Source organism: Duganella dendranthematis, from assembly GCF_012849375.1.
Classification (GTDB): Bacteria; Pseudomonadota; Gammaproteobacteria; order Burkholderiales; family Burkholderiaceae_D; genus Rugamonas; species Rugamonas dendranthematis.
On record NZ_CP051684.1, the window covers coordinates 4,901,396 to 4,919,134 of the forward strand.

At 65.5% G+C, this 17,739-nt stretch carries 10 protein-coding genes; 5 read left to right on the forward strand and 5 right to left on the reverse strand.

The genetic code is table 11. The annotated features are described in order from the left end of the window. Window positions 1-37 precede the first annotated feature (37 nt). Window positions 38-940 (forward strand): isoaspartyl peptidase/L-asparaginase, encoded by a 903-nt coding sequence (locus tag HH213_RS22610; RefSeq protein WP_169113721.1) that lies wholly within the window; start codon window positions 38-40, stop codon window positions 938-940. Window positions 941-947: 7 nt separating this feature from the next. On the opposite strand, the gene HH213_RS29810 is transcribed toward HH213_RS22610, so the two are convergent. Beyond that, window positions 948-2,459, reverse strand: a complete 1,512-nt coding sequence (locus HH213_RS29810; RefSeq protein ID WP_174864427.1) for an extracellular catalytic domain type 2 short-chain-length polyhydroxyalkanoate depolymerase — start codon at window positions 2,457-2,459, stop codon at window positions 948-950. A 207-nt stretch (window positions 2,460-2,666) separates the two neighbouring features. On the opposite strand from HH213_RS29810, the gene HH213_RS22625 reads away from it, so the two are divergent. Both HH213_RS22625 and HH213_RS22630 read left to right on the forward strand, forming a co-directional pair. Continuing rightward, entirely contained in the window at window positions 2,667-5,180 is a 2,514-nt protein-coding gene (locus HH213_RS22625) for an excinuclease ABC subunit UvrA (protein WP_169113723.1), read from the forward strand. 75 nt (window positions 5,181-5,255) lie between these two features. Continuing rightward, window positions 5,256-7,538: an FdhF/YdeP family oxidoreductase gene (locus HH213_RS22630; protein ID WP_169113724.1), complete on the forward strand. Its 2,283-nt coding sequence runs from the start codon at window positions 5,256-5,258 to the stop codon at window positions 7,536-7,538. A 3-nt stretch (window positions 7,539-7,541) separates the two neighbouring features. Here the strand turns inward: HH213_RS22630 and HH213_RS22635 are convergent, their stop codons facing one another. From HH213_RS22635 to HH213_RS22645, 3 genes are all read right to left on the reverse strand, one after another. After that, entirely contained in the window at window positions 7,542-8,972 is a 1,431-nt protein-coding gene (locus tag HH213_RS22635) for an efflux transporter outer membrane subunit (RefSeq protein WP_169115328.1), read from the reverse strand. Between the two features lie 230 nt (window positions 8,973-9,202). Next, the gene (locus HH213_RS22640; RefSeq protein ID WP_169113725.1) at window positions 9,203-12,307 is read right to left on the reverse strand and encodes an efflux RND transporter permease subunit; all 3,105 of its coding nucleotides are present in this window, start codon (window positions 12,305-12,307) and stop codon (window positions 9,203-9,205) included. Continuing rightward, window positions 12,300-13,484 (reverse strand): efflux RND transporter periplasmic adaptor subunit, encoded by a 1,185-nt coding sequence (locus tag HH213_RS22645; RefSeq protein WP_169113726.1) that lies wholly within the window; start codon window positions 13,482-13,484, stop codon window positions 12,300-12,302. The genes HH213_RS22640 and HH213_RS22645 overlap by 8 nt, the downstream gene beginning before the upstream one ends. A 178-nt stretch (window positions 13,485-13,662) precedes the next feature. Here HH213_RS22645 and HH213_RS22650 point away from each other — a divergent pair, with 178 nt between their 5' ends. Next, complete coding sequence (locus tag HH213_RS22650; protein ID WP_169113727.1) at window positions 13,663-14,343, forward strand: response regulator transcription factor; 681 nt, start codon at window positions 13,663-13,665, stop codon at window positions 14,341-14,343. Beyond that, window positions 14,336-15,742 (forward strand): sensor histidine kinase, encoded by a 1,407-nt coding sequence (locus tag HH213_RS22655; RefSeq protein WP_169113728.1) that lies wholly within the window; start codon window positions 14,336-14,338, stop codon window positions 15,740-15,742. Before HH213_RS22650 ends, HH213_RS22655 begins: the two co-directional genes overlap by 8 nt. A 74-nt stretch (window positions 15,743-15,816) precedes the next feature. Here HH213_RS22655 and HH213_RS22660 read toward each other — a convergent pair whose 3' ends face one another. After that, window positions 15,817-17,532: a methyl-accepting chemotaxis protein gene (locus tag HH213_RS22660; protein WP_229263111.1), complete on the reverse strand. Its 1,716-nt coding sequence runs from the start codon at window positions 17,530-17,532 to the stop codon at window positions 15,817-15,819. Window positions 17,533-17,739 lie beyond the last annotated feature (207 nt).

Genomic DNA, 17,739 nt, shown 5'->3' on the forward strand with positions numbered 1-17,739 from the left:
GCCACATAATGCCTGCTCAGCATACTGGAGGCAGGCGATGACAATCAATTCAGCATTAACCGCGATCGTGGTGCACGGTGGCGCGGGGGCCGGGGCGGAGCACAGCGATGGCTGTCAGCTGGCCGTCGAGGCTGCCGGTCGCGCGCTGGCGCAAGGCGATGGCGCGCTGGCAGCGGCGATTGCCGCCGTGCTGGTGCTGGAAGATGACGACCGTTTCAATGCCGGTACCGGCTCCGCGCTGGGCCTGGACGGCGAGACGGTCGAAATGGACGCCGCGCTGATGGACACGCACGGCACGCTGGCCGCCGTGGCGGCGCTGCGCTCGGTCAAAAATCCCATCCTGGTGGCGCGCGACGTGGCGCGCACGCCGCATTACCTGCTGGTGGGCGAGGGCGCGCAGCGCTTTGCGCGGTTGATGGGCCATGCGCCGTATGACGTGATCCCCGAAACTGCGCGCCGCAAGCACGCGGCGCTGCTGGCAAAAATGGATGCCGGACAGCGACCAATGGCCGGCGTCGACAACGCCGAGTTTTCCCGCTACTGGAATTACGACAGCGTGCCCACATTGGCCGGCAGCCAGGGCTGCGACACCGTCGGCGCGGTGGTACGCGACGCCGACGGTCATTTCGCCGTGGCCGGCTCGACCGGCGGTTCGGCGCCATCACTGCTGGGCAGGGTGGGTGACACGCCGCTGGTCGGCTGCGGCTTTTACGCCGGACCGGCCGGCGCGGTGGCGGCCACCGGCATCGGCGAATACATCATCCGCACCATGCTGGCGCTGCGGGTCTATCACTGGATCGAAGACGGCATGGACTTGCACGAGGCGCTGCGCAAAGGCATCGGGCTGGTGCCGCCCGATGCCAATACGGGTCTGATCGCCGTCAGCCAGACGCAGTCCGGCTGGCATGCCAACGCCAGCACGCCGACCGCCGAACGCTAGCCTGGCTTTACGGGCAACTGCCGATCACATAGTAACCGGTGCTGGTCTGCGCCAGCGTGGTGGTGATGAACACGTTATACAGCCCCATGTTCTGGTTGGAGCCTTTGGCCAGCGCGTAGCCCATGCTATAAACTGCGCGCCCGGCCGTCACGTGCGCGTAGTTGCTGGCGGTGGTCGTGGTGCAGGCGTAGCCCGACTGCGTGGTGGTTGCCGTTACACTGGCCGATGCGGCGCCAGCAGCGCCGGCCGCCGTCAGCGCCCGCACCGTGTAGCTGTATGTCGCGCCCGACATCAGGCCGCTGTCGGTGTAGGTGGTGGCGCCGACGGGTGTGCTGTTCACTTTTGCGCCACCCCGGTAGACGTCGTAGGCCGCCGCGCCGGCGGTGCCGTTCCACGCTAGCGTGACGGAAGTGGTAGTCACACCGGTGACTTGCAGGCCGGTTGGCGCGGGCAGGGCGCTGCCGCCGCCACCGCCACCGCCACCGCCACCGCCCGTGCCGGCCGCCACGCGATCCACCATGGCCTTGATGGCCGCCATCTGCCGCCCGCTTTTCTTCGCATAATTGACGTCGTCATAACCCCACCAGTCCCAGCAGCCGTTGGGATTGCCGCTGCTGCTGGGCGCCGTCTGCGGATAAATCAGCACGATGTTATTGTTGTCGGCCCAGCGGTTGTAGCCGGTGTTGCGGTAATACCTGTCCTGGATTTTGGTCGGGTCTTGCTGGCAGCCGTGCAGCACCACGTGTGCTTTGCACTGCTGGCCGGCGCCGCAACTGGCGGGCACGTAGGCCCAGCCGCTGGACGCCATGCCGTGGCTGGCCGGACTGGCGATGAACTCGGCCTGATTAAATTCGATAAAGCTGCCGCTTAGCGTGCCGGTGTTGCGCGCGTTCAGTGGGCCATAGATCCATTTCAGGATCTCGCCGGCCAGGTCGAAGTTGCAGTCGTTGATATAGGGGCTGGCCTTGACGCTACAGCCACTACCGAAGTCGTCGGTCACCATCGCGTGTTCGGATGCCAGGTTGTTTTTGTAGAAGATGTTGGCGCTGTTGATGTAGTGCTGATAGTAGGTGTTGGCCTCGCTCATCACCAGTTGCTTGACAGTGCTGTCGATGCTGCCCGAGTACAGGTAGACGCGCGAGGCGGCGAGGTTGCTGGTGGCGTCGATGCTGCCTTGGCTAGCCCAGCTGTTGGTGGTGCTGATCAGCGTGCTGGTGGCCGGCTTGCTGGCGCTGGTGGCGGCCATGCAGGGGCCGGTTGCGGTGACCACGGAACCTTGGGCGCAGTCGAACGGGCCGCCGGCGACGATGCCGGCGCCGGCGCGGAAAGTGGCGGAATACGCCACATGCAATTGCACCGCCATGAAGCCGCCGGACGATAGGCCGGAGACCGAGATCAGCGCTGGATCGATGTTGTAAGAGGGTAGCGATACCGGGGCGGCGGAAGCGCCAAACGCGGCCCCCGTCAACGTGCAAAGAAGGACCTGTCGGATACGCAACTGACGGACGAAAGTAGCCATATTGAAGTCTCCTGTTATCGGTGTTGACCGCGCCGGTGAACGCGGGAACGTGATGGTAATGCCAAAATTACGGAGTGGCGCGGGGCTGGTAGTTCTACTGTCTCGCGCACGCAAATGGCTGAGTTGCCGTGGCATGGTGCGTCCGCGTACAGTGCCTGAGTCCGCGCAGCGGCTATGCTTTGACGATCATCTTTTAATGGATTGCCCATGTCTTCCGACTTTGACGGCTACGTCCGCGTGCGCGGCGCGCGTGAACACAATTTGCAAAATGTGGACGTCGATATCCCGCGCAATGCGCTGGTGGTGTTCACCGGCGTGTCCGGCTCGGGCAAGTCGTCGCTGGCGTTCGGCACGCTGTACGCGGAGGCGCAACGGCGTTATCTGGAATCGGTGTCGCCGTATGCACGGCGGCTGTTCCACCAGATGCCGGTACCGGAAGTCGACGCCATCGATGGCTTGCCGCCGGCGGTCGCCTTGCAGCAGCAGCGCGGCACGCCGACCACGCGTTCGTCGGTGGGTAGCGTCAGCACCTTGTCGAATTCGCTGCGCATGCTGTATTCTCGCGCCGGCGATTATCCGGCGGGTCAGGAGCTGCTGTATGCGGAATCGTTTTCTCCCAACACGCCGCAGGGCGCCTGTCCGCAATGTCACGGCCTGGGCCGCGTCTATGAGGCCACCGAAAAATCGATGGTGCCGGATGACACCCTGACCATCCGCGAGCGCGCGGTGGCCGCCTGGCCGACCGCCTGGCATGGGCAGAATCTGCGCGATATCCTGGTCACGCTGGGCTACGATGTCGATACGCCGTGGCGCGAGTTGCCGAAGAAAGTCCGCGACTGGATACTGTTTACCGACGAGCAGCCAACGGTGCCGGTGTACGCCGGCCTGACGCCGGCCGAGACCAAGCGCGCGCTCAAGCGTAAGGAAACGCCGAGCTATCAGGGCACCTTCACCGGCGCGCGCAAGTATGTGTTGCAGACTTTTGCCGGTACCGAGAGCGCGTTGATGAAAAAGCGCGTGGCGCAGTACTTAGTCAGCATGGCCTGTCCGACCTGCGAGGGCAAGCGGTTGCGCCAGGAAGCGCTGTCGGTCACGTTTGCCGGACACGACATCACGGAGATTTCGCGGCTGTCGCTGCGCCAGCTGGCGCAGTTGTTGCAGCCGTATGCGGCCGGGAAGCCGCCGGCGCGCAAGGGCAAACAGTCGCCGGAAAAAGTGGTGGTGACGCAGCGGATTGCCGCCGACCTGCTGGCGCGGCTGGAAGTAATGCTCGACCTGGGCCTCGGCTATCTGAATCTGGAACGCGGCACGCCGACCTTATCGCCGGGCGAATTGCAGCGGTTGCGGCTAGCCACGCAGGTGCGCTCCAGCCTGTTCGGCGTGGTGTATGTGCTGGACGAGCCGTCAGCCGGGCTTCATCCGGCCGATACCGAAGCGCTGTTGCGCGCGCTGGACCGGCTGAAGGCGGCCGGCAATTCCCTGTTCGTGGTCGAGCATGCGCTGGATGTGATCCGCCATGCCGACTGGATTATCGATGTCGGCCCGAAGGCGGGGCAGCACGGCGGCAAGGTGCTATACAGCGGCAAGCCGGATGGGCTGAAAACGGTGAAGGAGTCGCGCACCGCGCATTACCTGTTTGGCGCGGCTGAGCGTACTGCGCGCGATCCGCGCCAGCCGAGCGGCTGGCTGCAACTGCGCGGCGTGGTGCGCAACAATTTGCGTGGGCTGGATGCCGATTTTCCCTTGGGCGTGCTGGCCACCGTCAGCGGCGTCTCCGGTTCCGGCAAATCCAGCCTGGTCAGCCAGGCGCTGATCCAGCTGGTGCAGGCGCAGCTGGGCCAGCCGGTGGCCGCCGAGCCGGTCGAATCGACAGAGGAACTGCTGGATGCGGCCGAGCCGGGCGAGCTGAAAGGGCATATCGCCGGCGGCATGGAGCAGCTGCGACGGCTGGTGCAGGTGGACCAGAAACCGATTGGCCGCACGCCGCGCTCCAATCTCGCGACTTATACCGGCCTGTTTGATCACGTGCGCAAGCTGTTTGCCGGCACGCGCGCGGCCAAGGCCAAGCATTATGACGCTGGCCGTTTCTCGTTCAACGTCGCCAAGGGCCGTTGCCCGCATTGTTCCGGCGAGGGTTTCGTCATGGTCGAGTTGCTGTTTCTGCCCAGCGTGTACGCGCCGTGCCCGGAATGCGACGGCGCGCGCTACAACCCGCAAACGCTGGCGGTGCGCTACCGTGACCACAATATCGCCGAGGTGCTGGCGCTGACGGTGGACGCGGCGTGGGAATTCTTTGAAGACGTGCCGCCGCTGCACCACGCGCTCGATGTGTTGCGCGCCGTCGGCCTCGGCTATCTGCGGCTGGGGCAGCCGGCCACCGAGCTGTCGGGCGGCGAGGCGCAGCGCATCAAGCTGGCGACCGAACTGCAACGCGCCAGCCGGGGCGACACCTTGTACGTGCTGGACGAGCCGACCACCGGCCTGCATCCGTCCGACATTGACCTGCTGCTGGCGCAACTGCACAAGCTGGTGGATGCCGGCAACAGTGTGATCGTGGTCGAGCACAATATGCAGGTGCTGGCCGACAGCGACTGGTTGATTGACGTCGGCCCCGGCGCCGGCGAGGAGGGCGGCAATATCGTCGCCAGCGGTGCGCCGGCCGAGGTGGCACGTCACAAGAGCAGCCGCACCGCGCCATATCTGCGCCGCGCCATGTCTTGAGCGCCGTCTTGGTACGCTGGCGTACAGCTTGCCCGCCAGCCGTATCGCACACTATCTTTTTTTGGAGGATAGCGGATGAAACACGGCGAACAGGGGCACGCGGCAGGCGGTTGGGGATCGGTCAAAGAAGTCAGCAATGCGTTGCTGCACGAGCACGTGCTGATCGAGGGCAGCAAATTGCTGCTGCACCAGAACAAGACGGACGGCTTCGCCTGCGTCAGCTGCGCCTGGGCCAAGCCGGCCAATCCGCATCCGTTTGAGTTTTGCGAGAGCGGCGCCAAGGCCACGGCCTGGGAAGTCACCAGCAAGCGCTGCGAACCGGATTTCTTCGCCAGGCACACCGTGACCGAATTGCTGGACTGGAGCGATTGCGCGCTGGAGTCGGTCGGCCGCCTGACCACGCCTTTGCGATGGGACGCCGCCAGCGACCGCTATCTGCCGGTCGACTGGGAGACGGCGTTTGCAGAAATCGGCCGCGAGCTGCGCGCGGTGCCCGCGGAAAAACGCAAGGGCGTGGTGTTTTACGCATCCGGCCGGGCCTCTCTAGAAACGTCGTATATGTACCAGCTGCTGGCGCGCATGTACGGCAATAACAACCTGCCGGACAGCTCGAATATGTGCCACGAGAGCACCTCGGTGGCGCTGCCCAAGACGATCGGCGTGCCGATCGGCACCGTGTCGCTGGACGACTTCGAGCAGACCGACTGCATTTTCTTCTTCGGCCAGAACGTCGGCACCAACAGCCCGCGCATGCTGCACCAGTTGCAGGAAGCGCGCCGGCGCGGCGTGCCGATCATCACCTTCAATCCGCTGAAGGAGGCGGGACTGCTGAATTTTTCCAATCCTCAGTCGCCGCTGGAGATGTTGACGCCGGCCGAGACCACCATCAGCACCCAGTACCTGCAAGTACGCGCCGGCGGCGATATCGGCGCGTTACTCGGCCTGTGCAAGGCGCTGATTGAGGCGGATGACGCGGCGCAGGCGGCCGGTTCGGCGCGCGTGCTGGACGTGGCCTTCCTGGCCGAGCATACCGCCGGGCTGGAAGCATTTGTGGCGGAGGTGCGGTCCACTACCTGGCAGCACATCGTCGACGCGTCCGGGCTGACGCAAGCGGACCTGGTTGCGGCGGCGGCCACTTATGCGGCGGCTGATAAGGTGATCGGCATCTACGGCATGGGCCTGACGCAGCACCGACATGGCGTGCTGAACGTGCAGATGGTGTCGAACTTCCTGCTGCTGCGCGGGAATATCGGCAAGCCTGGCGCCGGCATCTGCCCGGTGCGCGGGCATTCGAACGTGCAGGGCCAGCGTACCGTCGGCATCACGGAAAAGCCGGAACTGGCGCCGCTCGAGAAACTGAAGGAGCTGTACCATTTCGAGCCGCCGCGCGACAAGGGCCTGAATACAGTGGAAGCGTGCGAGGGTGTGCTGGACGGCTCGGTCAGCGCCTTCGTCGGCCTGGGCGGTAATTTCCTGCGCGCGATCCCGGATACGGTGCGCATGGAGGCGGCCTGGTCGCGGCTACGGCTGACGGTGCAGGTGTCGACCAAACTGAATCGCAGCCATCTGGTGCATGGCGAGGTCGCGTATATTCTGCCATGTCTGGGACGAATCGAGATCGACCGTCAAGCCAGTGGCGAGCAAGCGGTGGCGGTGGAGGACAGCACCGGCTGCATGCACGGTTCCAAGGGCCGCGCGGAGCCGGCCGGCGAGTTGCTGCGCTCTGAGGCGGCGATTGTTGCGGGACTGGCGCGCGCCACGCTGGACGCCAATCCGGCGGTGCCGTGGCAGGAATGGGTGGATGACTACAGCCGCGTGCGCGACGCGATTGCGCGGACCTTCCCTGATATCTTCCACGACTTCAACCAGCGCATGTGGACGCCGGGTGGTTTCCGCCGCCCGGTCCCGGCCGCACACCGGCAGTGGAAGACACCGAACGGCAAAGCCAATTTCATCGTGCCGAAGACGATGGAAGCCGATCCTGATCAAGCGGTGCCGCATGCCGATGTGCTGCGCCTGTTCACGGTGCGCAGCGACAGCCAGTTCAACACAACAGTCTACAACGAGGATGACCGCTTCCGCGGCATCAAAGGCGGCCGCAAGGTGCTGCTGATGAATGCCGGTGATCTGGCGCGGTTGGGGCTGGCGGAAGATCAGCTGGTGCAGGCCCACGCGGTGACTTCGGACGGGGTCGCCCGCAGCGTGCAGGGCCTGCGGCTGGTGGCGTACGATGTGCCGGCCGGCTGCGTGGCCGGCTACTACCCGGAGTGTAATCCGCTGATGGCGCTATCGCACCACGCGCTGGAGAGCAAGGTGCCGGCTGCCAAGTCGATCGCGATCCGGCTGACGCCTGCCTAGCGCCTAGTCGCTTTGCCAACCGCCGCCCAGGGCCTGGTACAGGGCGACGGTGTCGGTGTAGCGGCTGGCCTGGGCCTGGATCAGGGCGATGCTGGCTTGCTGCCAGATTTGGCCGGCTTGCAGCACCGGCGGGTAGCCGGTCAGGCCGAGTTGCCATTGGCGCTGGGCGATGCTCCAGCTTTTGTGGGCGGCTTGTTCTGCGGTGGCGGCGGCGCGCAGGGAGTGGGCGTCGGCGTCGATGGCGTGCAGGGTGTCGGCGACGTTCTGGAATGCGGTCAGCACGGTGCTGCGGTACTGGGCGGCGGCCTGGTCATAGCTGGCTTCGGCGGCGCGTTGCTGGTGCAGCAGGGCGCCGCCGTGGAACAGCGGTTGCGCCAGGTCGGCGCCGATGCTCCAGAAGCCGCCGCCGGATTTGAACAGGGTGCCGGCGCTGAGGGCGGAGCTGCCCAGCGTGCCGGTCAGCGCGATGTTGGGCAGGCGCGCGGCGGCGGCGACGCCGATGTGGGCAGAGGCGCTGTGCAGTTGCGCTTCGGCGGCGCGGATGTCGGGGCGCTGTTCGACCAGTTGCGCTGGCAGGCTGAGCGGCAGTTCGGTCGCCAGCGTTAGTTTGCTGAAGTCGAGGTTTTCGGCGATGCCTTCGCTTGGGTAGCGGCCGGCCAGGGCGGACAGGAGGTTGTGCTGTTGGGCCAGTTGCTTTTGCAGCGGCGGCAGGGTGGCTTCGACTTGCGCCAGCGCGGCTTCCTGGGCGGCGACATCGGCCGCGCCAAGTTGGCCGGCTTGTTGCTGTTTGCGGACGGCGTCCAGTTGTTGGCGCGCCATGGTGGCTTGCTGTTGCATGGCGTTCAGTTGCGCGCGCAGGGCGGCTTCGACTATGGCGGCGTTGACGATGCTGGTGGTCAGCGTTAAGCGGGCGGCGTCGCGCTGGTAGCGGGCCAGGTCGGTTTGGGCGTCGGTGGCTTCCGCCTGGCGGCGGGTGGCGCCGAACACGTCGGGCGTGTAGCCGATGCTCAGTTGCGCGGTGTGCAGCGTGTACAGATTGGCGCCGGAGGCGGTTGGGCTGGACAGGGTGTCGGCCACGCGCTGGCGGGTGGGTTGCAGGTGCAGGTCGGCCGTCGGCAGGAAGGCGCCGCGTTGGGCGGCGGCGGTTTCGCTGGCGGCGCGCAGGGCGGCGTCGGCAGCTTGCAGGTCGGGATTGGCTTGCAGGGCGGCGGTCACCAGTTGGTTCAGGTCGTCGGAGCCGAAGACGGTCCACCATTGGGTGGACACGGTTTGGCCTTCGGCATAGTGCTGCGCCTCGCCGCCAGTGACCGGTGCCGAGGCGGTGGCGGTTGGCAGCGGTGCGGCGGTATAGCCGGTAACCATCGGCGCGGCAGGACGCACGAAGTCCGGACCGGCGGCGCAGCCGGTGGCCAGAACTGCAATCAGCAGGCGCATCGCCACCGCCAGCACAGTCGCTGCCGGGGCGTTAGCGAACGACGCGGCCAGGGCGGTGATGCACGGCGCGAGTTGATTACGCGCGCGGGCGGCGCGTGCAGCAAGGGCCGCGCCAGTTGCACGGGCGGCAGCAGTGGTGCGGGCGGCTAAGCGCGCGCGGCCACCTGCAGGAAGCGGGGCCAGTGCCGTCGGGGCGGTCGCTGCACTCAGGTGCATGTTCAGGTTTTTCATCATGGTTGCTCTCCTTCTGGCTCGGGCACCGAAGCGGTGCGGCGGGCCACGCGTTCTTCGATCAGGTAATACAGCGCTGGCAGCAGCACCAGCGTCAACACGGTGGCGGTGACCAGGCCGCCCACTACCACGGTGGCCAGCGGACGCTGGACGTCGCTGCCCAAGCCGTGCGCCAGTGCAGCGGGCACCAAGCCCAGTGCGGCCACGGTGGCGGTGGTCAGCACTGGTCGCACCCGTTCGCGGGCGCCGGTGATGACGGCGTTGCGCAAGTCATTCGGCATCAGGTCGCGCCAGCGGTTAAGGTTGGCCAGCATGACCACCGCGTTCAACACTGACACGCCAAACAGCGCGATGAAGCCAACCGCCGACGAGACGTTCAATGTCATGCCGCGCATCTGCAACGCCACCAGCCCGCCCAGCAGCGACAGCGGCACCGCCAGCAGAATCAGCCCCGGCTGGCGCAGGTTGCCGAATTCGGAGAACAGCATCACAAACATCAGCGCCAGTACGGCCGGCACGATGACCGCCAGGCGGGCTTGCGCACGCTGCTGGTTTTCAAACTGGCCGCCCCAGGTGATCTGGTAGCGCGCGTGGTCGTACGGGATCTCCTTCTGGATGCGGTTTTGCGCCTCGGCCAGGAACGATGACAGATCGCGACCGCGCAAGTTGGTGCGCACTGTCAGGTGGCGCCGGTTCATCTCGCGCGTGATGGTGGTTTCGCCTTCGGCAAGGTGGATGTGCGCGACTTGCGCCAGCGCTACGTGGGCGCCGTTGGCAGCGTTCAGCACCAAATCGCCGATGGCTTGCGGGTCGTTGCGGGTCGGGCCGCTGAAGCGGGCGGCGACATCGTAACTGCGGTCGTCCACATACACCTGCGCTACCGGACTACCGCCGATGCCTGTCTGGATCAGCGCCATGACGTCGGCCACATTGATGCCGAGACGGGCGGCGGCAGCGCGGTCGACGTCGATACGCACCTGCGGCAGCGGTGGTTCCTGGTCGATGATGACGTCGGCCGCGCCGGGCACCGTGCGCAGCAAATGCTCGACCGCGCTGGCCAGCTTGCGGGTGGCGTGGAAATCGTCGCCATACACTTTGACCACCAGGTCGCTGTGGGCGCCGGCCAGCTTGTCCAGCACGCCGTCGATCATCGGCTGCGAGAAGCCGACGTCGGTGCGCGGCAGCTGCTTGTAGCGCGCCGACAGCTTGTCGATCAGGTCTTGCTTGCTCATGCCGGACGGCCACTTGTCATAGGGCTGCAAGGTCACCGCGCATTCGATGTGTGACGGCGTGAACGGGTCGGTGCCTTCGTCGTTGCGACCCAGCTGTGTGACCACGTGCGCCACCTGCGGTTCCAGCAGCGTGGCGGCGCGCAGCGCGTCGGCCATCTGTGTCGCCTTGGTCAGCGAAATGCCGGGCGGTAGCGTGACTTGCAGCCAGATCGAGCCTTCGTCCAGCGACGGCAGGAAGTCGCGGCCGATGGCGCCGCCCACCACGATCACCGCCGCCAGCGTGGCGCCGGCCACCGCCAGCACCAGCTTGGACTTGCCGACCAGGCGGTGCAGCAGTGCTTCGTAGCGCGGCATCAGCCAGCCCAGCACCGGATTGTGGAAAATCTTGCGCGGCTTGCGGAAGGCCCAGAAAGCCAGGCCCGGAATCAGCATGATGGTCATCAGCAGCGCGCCGAGCAGCGCGAAGCCGACCGCGAACGCCATCGGCGAGAACAGCTTGTACTCAATGCGCTGGAAGGCGAACAGCGGCAGGTAGGCGACCATGATCACCAGCATGCCGAAGCAGGTCGGCTTCATCACTTGCAGCGTGGCTTTCATGGCGTCTTTGGCCGACAGCAGGCCGTCCGGCTGCCGCTCGCGCTGGAGCAGGATGGCTTCCAGCACGAAGATGGCGCCGTCGACGATGATGCCGAAGTCGATCGCGCCGAGCGACAGCAGGTTGGCCGGAATCTTAAAGTGATGCATCAAGATGAAGGCCACCATCAGCGACACCGGAATCGCCGACGCCGCAATCAGCGCCGCGCGCGGGCTGCCGAGGAACAGCACCATCACCAGCGTGACCAGCACCACGCCTTCGATCAGCGTCTTGCCGACCGTGTGCACGGTGGCGTCCACCAGCGTGCTGCGGTCCATATACGGCACGACTTTGACGTCTTTCGGCAGCAGGTGGTCGTTCAAGTCCTGCACCGCTTCGTGCACGCCGGCGATCACGCGCGACGGGTTCTCGTTCTTCAGCAGCAGCACGATGCCGGAGACGGTGTCGGAGATTTTGTCCTTGCCCAGCACGCCGTGGCGTTCCTGGTTGCCGAGCGTGACGTTGCCGAGGTCTTTGACTAGCACCGGCACGCCATTCTTCTGCGTCACCACCACGTTGCCCAGATCGTCCAGGTTGTGGATCAGGCCGACGCCGCGCACCACCAGTCCCTGCTGTCCGCGCGTCAGGATGCTGCCGCCGGCGTTGGCGTTGTTGGCGGCAATCGCTTGCGTGATTTGCGCCAGCGACAGGTTGTATTTGGACAGCTTGGCCGGATCGAACTCCAGCAGGAACTGCGTGGTCAGGCCGCCGAAGTTGCCGACATCGACCACGCCGGTGGCCTGCTTCAGGCGGGGGATGACCACCCAGCGTTGCAGCTCGGACAGCGCGCGCAGGTCGTGGCTCTTCGATTCCAGCGTGTAGCGGTAGATTTCGCCGATCGGCGAGGTCAGGGCGTCGAGCGACGGCTGCGCGCTATACGGCAGCGTGACGCCGGCGATGCGTTCCTGCAGGCGCTGGCGTGACCAGTAGTCTTCCGCGCCGTCCTCGAACACCACGGTGATCAGCGACAGGCCGAAGGTGGACTTGGAACGCATCACGTGCATGCCGGGCGTGCCCATGATTTCGCGTTCCAGCGGAATCGTGATCTGCTGTTCGACTTCCTCGGCGGCCAGGCCGTTGACTTGCGTGACCACTTGCGAGGTGACGTCGGCGATATCGGGATAGGCTTCCAGCGGCAGTTGCGTCCAGCAGTAGCCGCCGTACAGCGCCACCAGCAGGAAGATCAGGGTGACGATGCCGCGCCGGTTGAAGCACAGGTTAACCAGACGTTCAATCATTGAGCAGCACTCCATCCTTGGTGACGATACGCTCGCCGGATTTGAGGCCGTCCAGCACTTCGACTTGTTCGCCGATCTGCGTGCCGAGTTTCAGCTCGCGCGCTTCAAACTGCCATGGCTTGACTTCGACGAAGGCGCGGCTGGCGAAGCCGCTCTGGATCACAGCCGTCATCGGCACCAGCATGCCATTGTGCGGACGCGCCAGCAGCGTGGCTTCGGCAAACATACCGGGCTTCAGGTGGCCGTCGCGGTTGTCGAACGGCAGGCGGACTTTGATGGTGCGGGTGTCGGCGTCCAGCATCTCGCCGATGTAGCGCACCTGGCCCGCCACCGGCTGCGGCCACGCGTCCAGCTTGATGTTGGCTTGCTGGCCGATGTACAGCTGCGGCAGGTCTTTCTCCTGCGCGTTGGCGCTGATGAACACTTTGGACAGGTCGGCGACGGTCATCAGCGGCGCGGTAGCATCGTTCCAGAACGCGCCGGCGGCGGCCGACAGCTCAACGACGCGGCCGGCAATTGGCGAGCGGACCACGATGCGGCCGGTACCGGCGGTTGCGGCGCGACCGCTGCTGCGACCTGCGTGGCCGTCTGCGGCCAGATCGGCGCCGGAGGCGGCGTGCGCGCCCAGCTGGGCCAGACGCGCGGTGGCGCGAGCGGCTTCGGCGGCGGCGCTGTCGTAGTCGCCCTGCGCCTGCTCGACGTCGCGCTTGGCGGCGATGTCCGACTGCGCCAGTTCACGCTGGCGCGCCAGATTGCGCTGCGCCAGCAACAGTGCGGATTGCGCCTTGGCGTTATCGGCGCCGGCCTGCGCCATGTCCGGCGCATCGATGGTGAACAGCACCTCGCCAGCCTTGACCTCGTCGCCCAGCTGCTTGTTGAGGCTGACAATGCGGCCGGCCAGCGGCGGCGTTACCTTGACCAGCCGCGCCGGATCGGCTTCCACCAGCGCCGGCAGCGTAAACGGCGCCGCAATGCTTTGCTCATCGATGGCGGCCACGGTCAGCGACCGCCTCAGCGGAGACAGCTCCGGGATGCGCAGCAGATCGCCCTCGTGCACCAGCGACGGCACGTCGGCCGGCGGCGGGGCTTCGCTGGCGTGAGTGGCGTACAGGCGCAGCGCGGCCGCAACCAGCAGGGTGGACAAGGACAGTTTCAACAGCGTGGCTTTTTTCATCATGTTTCTCCGGAACGCCGGGCAAAGCGCGGCCTGTGTCCCTCGGTGGGGACACGGTAATCAAGGGGAGGCTGGAATGACGCTATGGTACGAAAATATGCTGCACTGCATCCTGAATTCTTCTTCAGGAAAGGCGGCCGGGGCCGCTGATATACTGCGGCTGTCGAGTCGAGGGCAATCCATGCACATTCTGTTGGTAGAAGACGATCACAAGGCAGCGCGTCTGCTGGCCCGCGGGCTGGAGGAAGAGGGCTACACGGTCAGCGTGGCGCACGACGCACACGAGGTCGAAGCCGACGTGCTGGCGCGTGCCGACCTGGCCATCCTCGACTGGATGTTGCCTGGCAAGGATGGCATCACGCTGTGCGGCGAATGGCGCCGGCGCGGCCTGCAATTGCCGGTGCTGATGCTGACCGCGCGCGATGCGCTGGCCGACCGCATCGCCGGCCTCAATACCGGCGCTGACGATTACCTGACCAAGCCGTTTGAATTCGACGAATTGCTGGCGCGCGTGCGGGCGCTGCTGCGACGCTCGGTGCGGGTGGCGCCGGTACTGCTGCAAGTGGCCGACCTCAGCATCGATCCGCAGACCCATGCGGTGCGTCGCGGCGGCGCCAGCCTGGACCTGACGCCGAAGGAATACGCGATCCTGGATTTCCTGGTGCAGCACGTGGGCGAGGTGGTCAGCCGTGCGCAACTGGCCGAGCAGGTGTGGCACGCCGACCTGATCGCCATCGACAACCTGATTGACGTCCACATGAAGAATTTGCGCCGAAAGGTGGATGCGGTCGGCGCACCGCTGATTGAAACCGTGCGCGGACGCGGTTTCCGGCTGGCCGCGCCGGGAGCGCCGGATGCTTAGCCTGCGCCGCCGGCTGGTGCTGATTCACCTGGCGGCCACTGTGGCGACGGTCGGCGCGACGGCGGTGGGCGGCTGGTGGCAGTTGTCGCGCTCGGTGCGCGGACAGCTCGATTCGGCGCTGCTGGCACTGGCCGATACCGAAGTCGGCATGCTGGCCGACACCAACGGCGCGGCCGTGCGGGTGCACGAAGCGGCGGCTGGCAGCGCGCCGCTGTCGCTGACGCGGCTGGACCGGCTGGTGCAGATCATCGATGGCAATGGCCGGGTGCTGGCACGTAGCGCCAACCTGGGCGGCGACAAGCTGCCGGCGCCGGCCCGTCTGCTGGCGCAACTAGCCGCCGGCGAGACCGCCTTCGACACCTTGCCCGACGCGCGCGAAGAGCCGCTGCGCATGGTGTCGGTGCCGGCGCTGGTCGATGGCCAGCGCTACGCGGTGCAGGTGGCGGGGTCGCTGGACGACGCCGATCACATCCTGCAATCGGCGGCGATTCTGTTCGCGGTAATGGCGACGGCCTTGCTGGCGCTGGTCGGCTGGGCCGGCGCGCGGCTGTCGCGAAAAACCTTTGTGGCGATGGAAAACATCGTCGACCAGGCGCGTAAGATTGGCGACGCCAGCCTGGACCGGCGGCTGCCGCATCCTGGCAACGATGACGAGATTGGGCATCTGGCCGATACGCTGAACGCCATGCTGGGACGGATCGAGCAGGCCTTCGAGGTGCAGCGACGCTTCACGGCGGATGCGTCGCATGAGCTGCGTTCGCCGTTGTCGCGGCTGCGTACGGAGATCGAAATCACGCTGCGCCGGCCGCGCTCGAACGAGGAATATGTCAGCGCCTTGCGCTCCTGTCTGGCCGAAGTCGGCGGGCTGACCATGCTGGTGGAAGAACTGCTGATGCTGGCGCGGCTGGATGCCGGTCAGCAGCTGGCGCAGGTGGAATTGGCGTCGCTGTCGGCGCTGGCGCAGGAAACCATCGAGCGATTGAGCGCACCTGCCGCCGAGCGCCGCATCGAGATCCTGCTGCACGACGCGCTGCAGGAAGCGGTGCAGGTGGACCGCGCACCAGTTAGCCTGGTGCTGCGCAACCTGCTGGAAAACGCGCTGAAATTCTCGCCGGCCGACGGCCATATCATCGTGCGCCTGCAACGCGGCGCTGGGGGCGTGACCTTGTCGGTGGAAGACCAAGGCCGCGGCATCGCCGAGCACGAACTGCCGTTCCTGTTCGAGCGTTTCTTCCGCGGCGCCGGCGCGCGCGCAGGCGAAGTGGACGGCGTCGGCCTCGGGCTGGCGCTATCGCAAGCCATCATGCAAGCGTGTGGCGGACGCATCGAAGCAGACAACGCCGCCACCGGCGGCGCGCGGTTCACGCTGATGCTGCCTCATTCGCAGCGCGCCGAGTAATCGCGGTGCCCAGCAGGCGTTGCCGGCGCAGTCGACTTGCGCCAGATGTCCGCCGGCCCGCTCGCGCCGCGACGTTACGCGTTTTGCATCGCGCTCACCAGTTGCAACGGCCGCTGGCGCTGGCGATTGGACCGGTGCATGCCCGTCTCTTGTTTCATGCTCTCGCCATCCGTCACCTTGAATACGGAGACGGCCGACACCAGGCTATGAGCCTGCTGGTTCAGGGTGTCCGCCGCGTCGGCCATCTGCTGCACCAGTGACGAGTTTTGCTGGGTGCCGCGATCAAGCGCTATGACGGTCTCGCCTATGCTGCCGATGCTGACGGTTTGCTCACGGGTCGCCGTACTGATTTCGCTGATCAGCAGCGCAACGCTTTTCACTTCCGTGACGATCTCGTTCATCGCTTCGCCGGCGCTGGAGACCAGGCCTGCCCCGGAGTCGATCATGCTCACGCTGTCGACAATCAACTCCTTGATTTCCTTGGCCGCCTGCGCGCTCCGGTGAGCCAGCGCACGGACCTCGCTCGCCACCACCGCGAAGCCGCGTCCCTGTTCGCCGGCACGGGCCGCCTCAACGGCTGCGTTCAAGGCAAGAATGTTGGTCTGGAACGCGATGCCATCGATGACGGAAATGATGTCTTCGATTTTCCTGGAACTGGCCGTAATGTTTTGCATCGTCGAGACGACTTGGCCAACCATGGCGCCGCCGTTTTCAGCAGCGGCACGCGCGCTCAACGCCAGGTCGCTGGCGCGCGCTGCGGTGTCGGCGTTGAGCCGGATGGTCTCGGTGATTTTCTCCATCGCGCTGGCGCTTTGCTGTAACTGCCTGGCCTGATCTTCCGTTCTGGCCGAGAGGTCTTTATTTCTGTCCGCAATCTCCGTCGAACCGGACTCGATCGTGTCGGAGGAGCCGCGCACGCTGCTGACGATGTTCGCCAGGGATTGCTGCATCTCGCCGAGCGACGCCATCACGCTGTTCGCCGGCGCCTCCGCGGCGTGGTGCAAGGTGCTCAAGTCGCCGGAACTGACCTGGTTCGCAGCCTTGCGCAAATCTTGCGGATCGGCGCCCAGCGAGCGATGCAGGCTGCGCTTGATCAAACTCGCCAGCGCGACCGCCGTGGCCACGGCAATCAGCGACACGCACACCAGCAGCATGCGCTTGGTGCGGAATTTGTCGGCCGATTTCTGGATTTCGTGTTCTGCCGAGCTGGCAATCAATTTGGCATATTCGCCGACCGTTGCAATCAGTTTTTTCAGCAACGGCTGGCATTCCGCATTCATTTTGTCCGTGGCTTCCGCCGTTTTGCCGGTAAGCGCCAGATCGACGATCGCCAGTGCAACCGGACCATACTGCTGCTCGATACCGACCAGTTCCTGGTACAGCTCATGCTCCCTTGCGCTTGCTGCCTTGTCCTGATCAAGCAATTTCTTGAGCAACAGCATGCGGTCCTTGACCCGCTCGTGGGCCGCCAACACAGCAGCTTTCTCCGACTCGATGTCGGCCGGCGCCTTCAACAGGATAAGATTGCGCGCCGCAATCGCCCTGGCGCTGACCGCCGAGCGCACATCTCGGGCGACGCTGCCGCGATTGAACTCATCGCCGACAAACCCGTCGAAGTTGGATTGGGCCTGACTCAAGCTGAACACGGCCAGGGCAGAGATCACCATAATGATGGCAACCAAGATGGAAAAAGCGATGGTTAGCTGGCGGTTAAGACGCTGCTGAAAGAAAAACATGATGACCCCCGAATAAAATAGACTGCGATCCGAAACGCTGACGGCCGCGTGCAATAAACATTAAAAATTTGACAAGAAGTCAGCGCGACGTGGCGCTCGGCGGCCCCGCATGCAATAGATGGCGATGCGGGTGATAGGACTTGGCTGCGATTGCGGTAGGTGGCGGACGCAGCAGTTGTTACGGGAGAAAGGTCAGCGCAGGCATCGGGCGTTGATCATGTCGGGAGCTTATCATAATTACCCGTAGGAAAGTTGCCCTTT

Excerpts from the sequence above, each read along its gene's own strand:
- HH213_RS22610 (WP_169113721.1), top strand. The coding sequence starts at position 38 with ATGACAATCAATTCAGCATTAACCGCGATCGTGGTGCACGGTGGCGCG.
- HH213_RS29810 (WP_174864427.1), bottom strand. The coding sequence starts at position 2,459 with ATGGCTACTTTCGTCCGTCAGTTGCGTATCCGACAGGTCCTTCTTTGC.
- HH213_RS22625 (WP_169113723.1), top strand. The coding sequence starts at position 2,667 with ATGTCTTCCGACTTTGACGGCTACGTCCGCGTGCGCGGCGCGCGTGAA.
- HH213_RS22630 (WP_169113724.1), top strand. The coding sequence starts at position 5,256 with ATGAAACACGGCGAACAGGGGCACGCGGCAGGCGGTTGGGGATCGGTC.
- HH213_RS22635 (WP_169115328.1), bottom strand. The coding sequence starts at position 8,972 with ATGCGCCTGCTGATTGCAGTTCTGGCCACCGGCTGCGCCGCCGGTCCG.
- HH213_RS22640 (WP_169113725.1), bottom strand. The coding sequence starts at position 12,307 with ATGATTGAACGTCTGGTTAACCTGTGCTTCAACCGGCGCGGCATCGTC.
- HH213_RS22645 (WP_169113726.1), bottom strand. The coding sequence starts at position 13,484 with ATGATGAAAAAAGCCACGCTGTTGAAACTGTCCTTGTCCACCCTGCTG.
- HH213_RS22650 (WP_169113727.1), top strand. The coding sequence starts at position 13,663 with ATGCACATTCTGTTGGTAGAAGACGATCACAAGGCAGCGCGTCTGCTG.
- HH213_RS22655 (WP_169113728.1), top strand. The coding sequence starts at position 14,336 with ATGCTTAGCCTGCGCCGCCGGCTGGTGCTGATTCACCTGGCGGCCACT.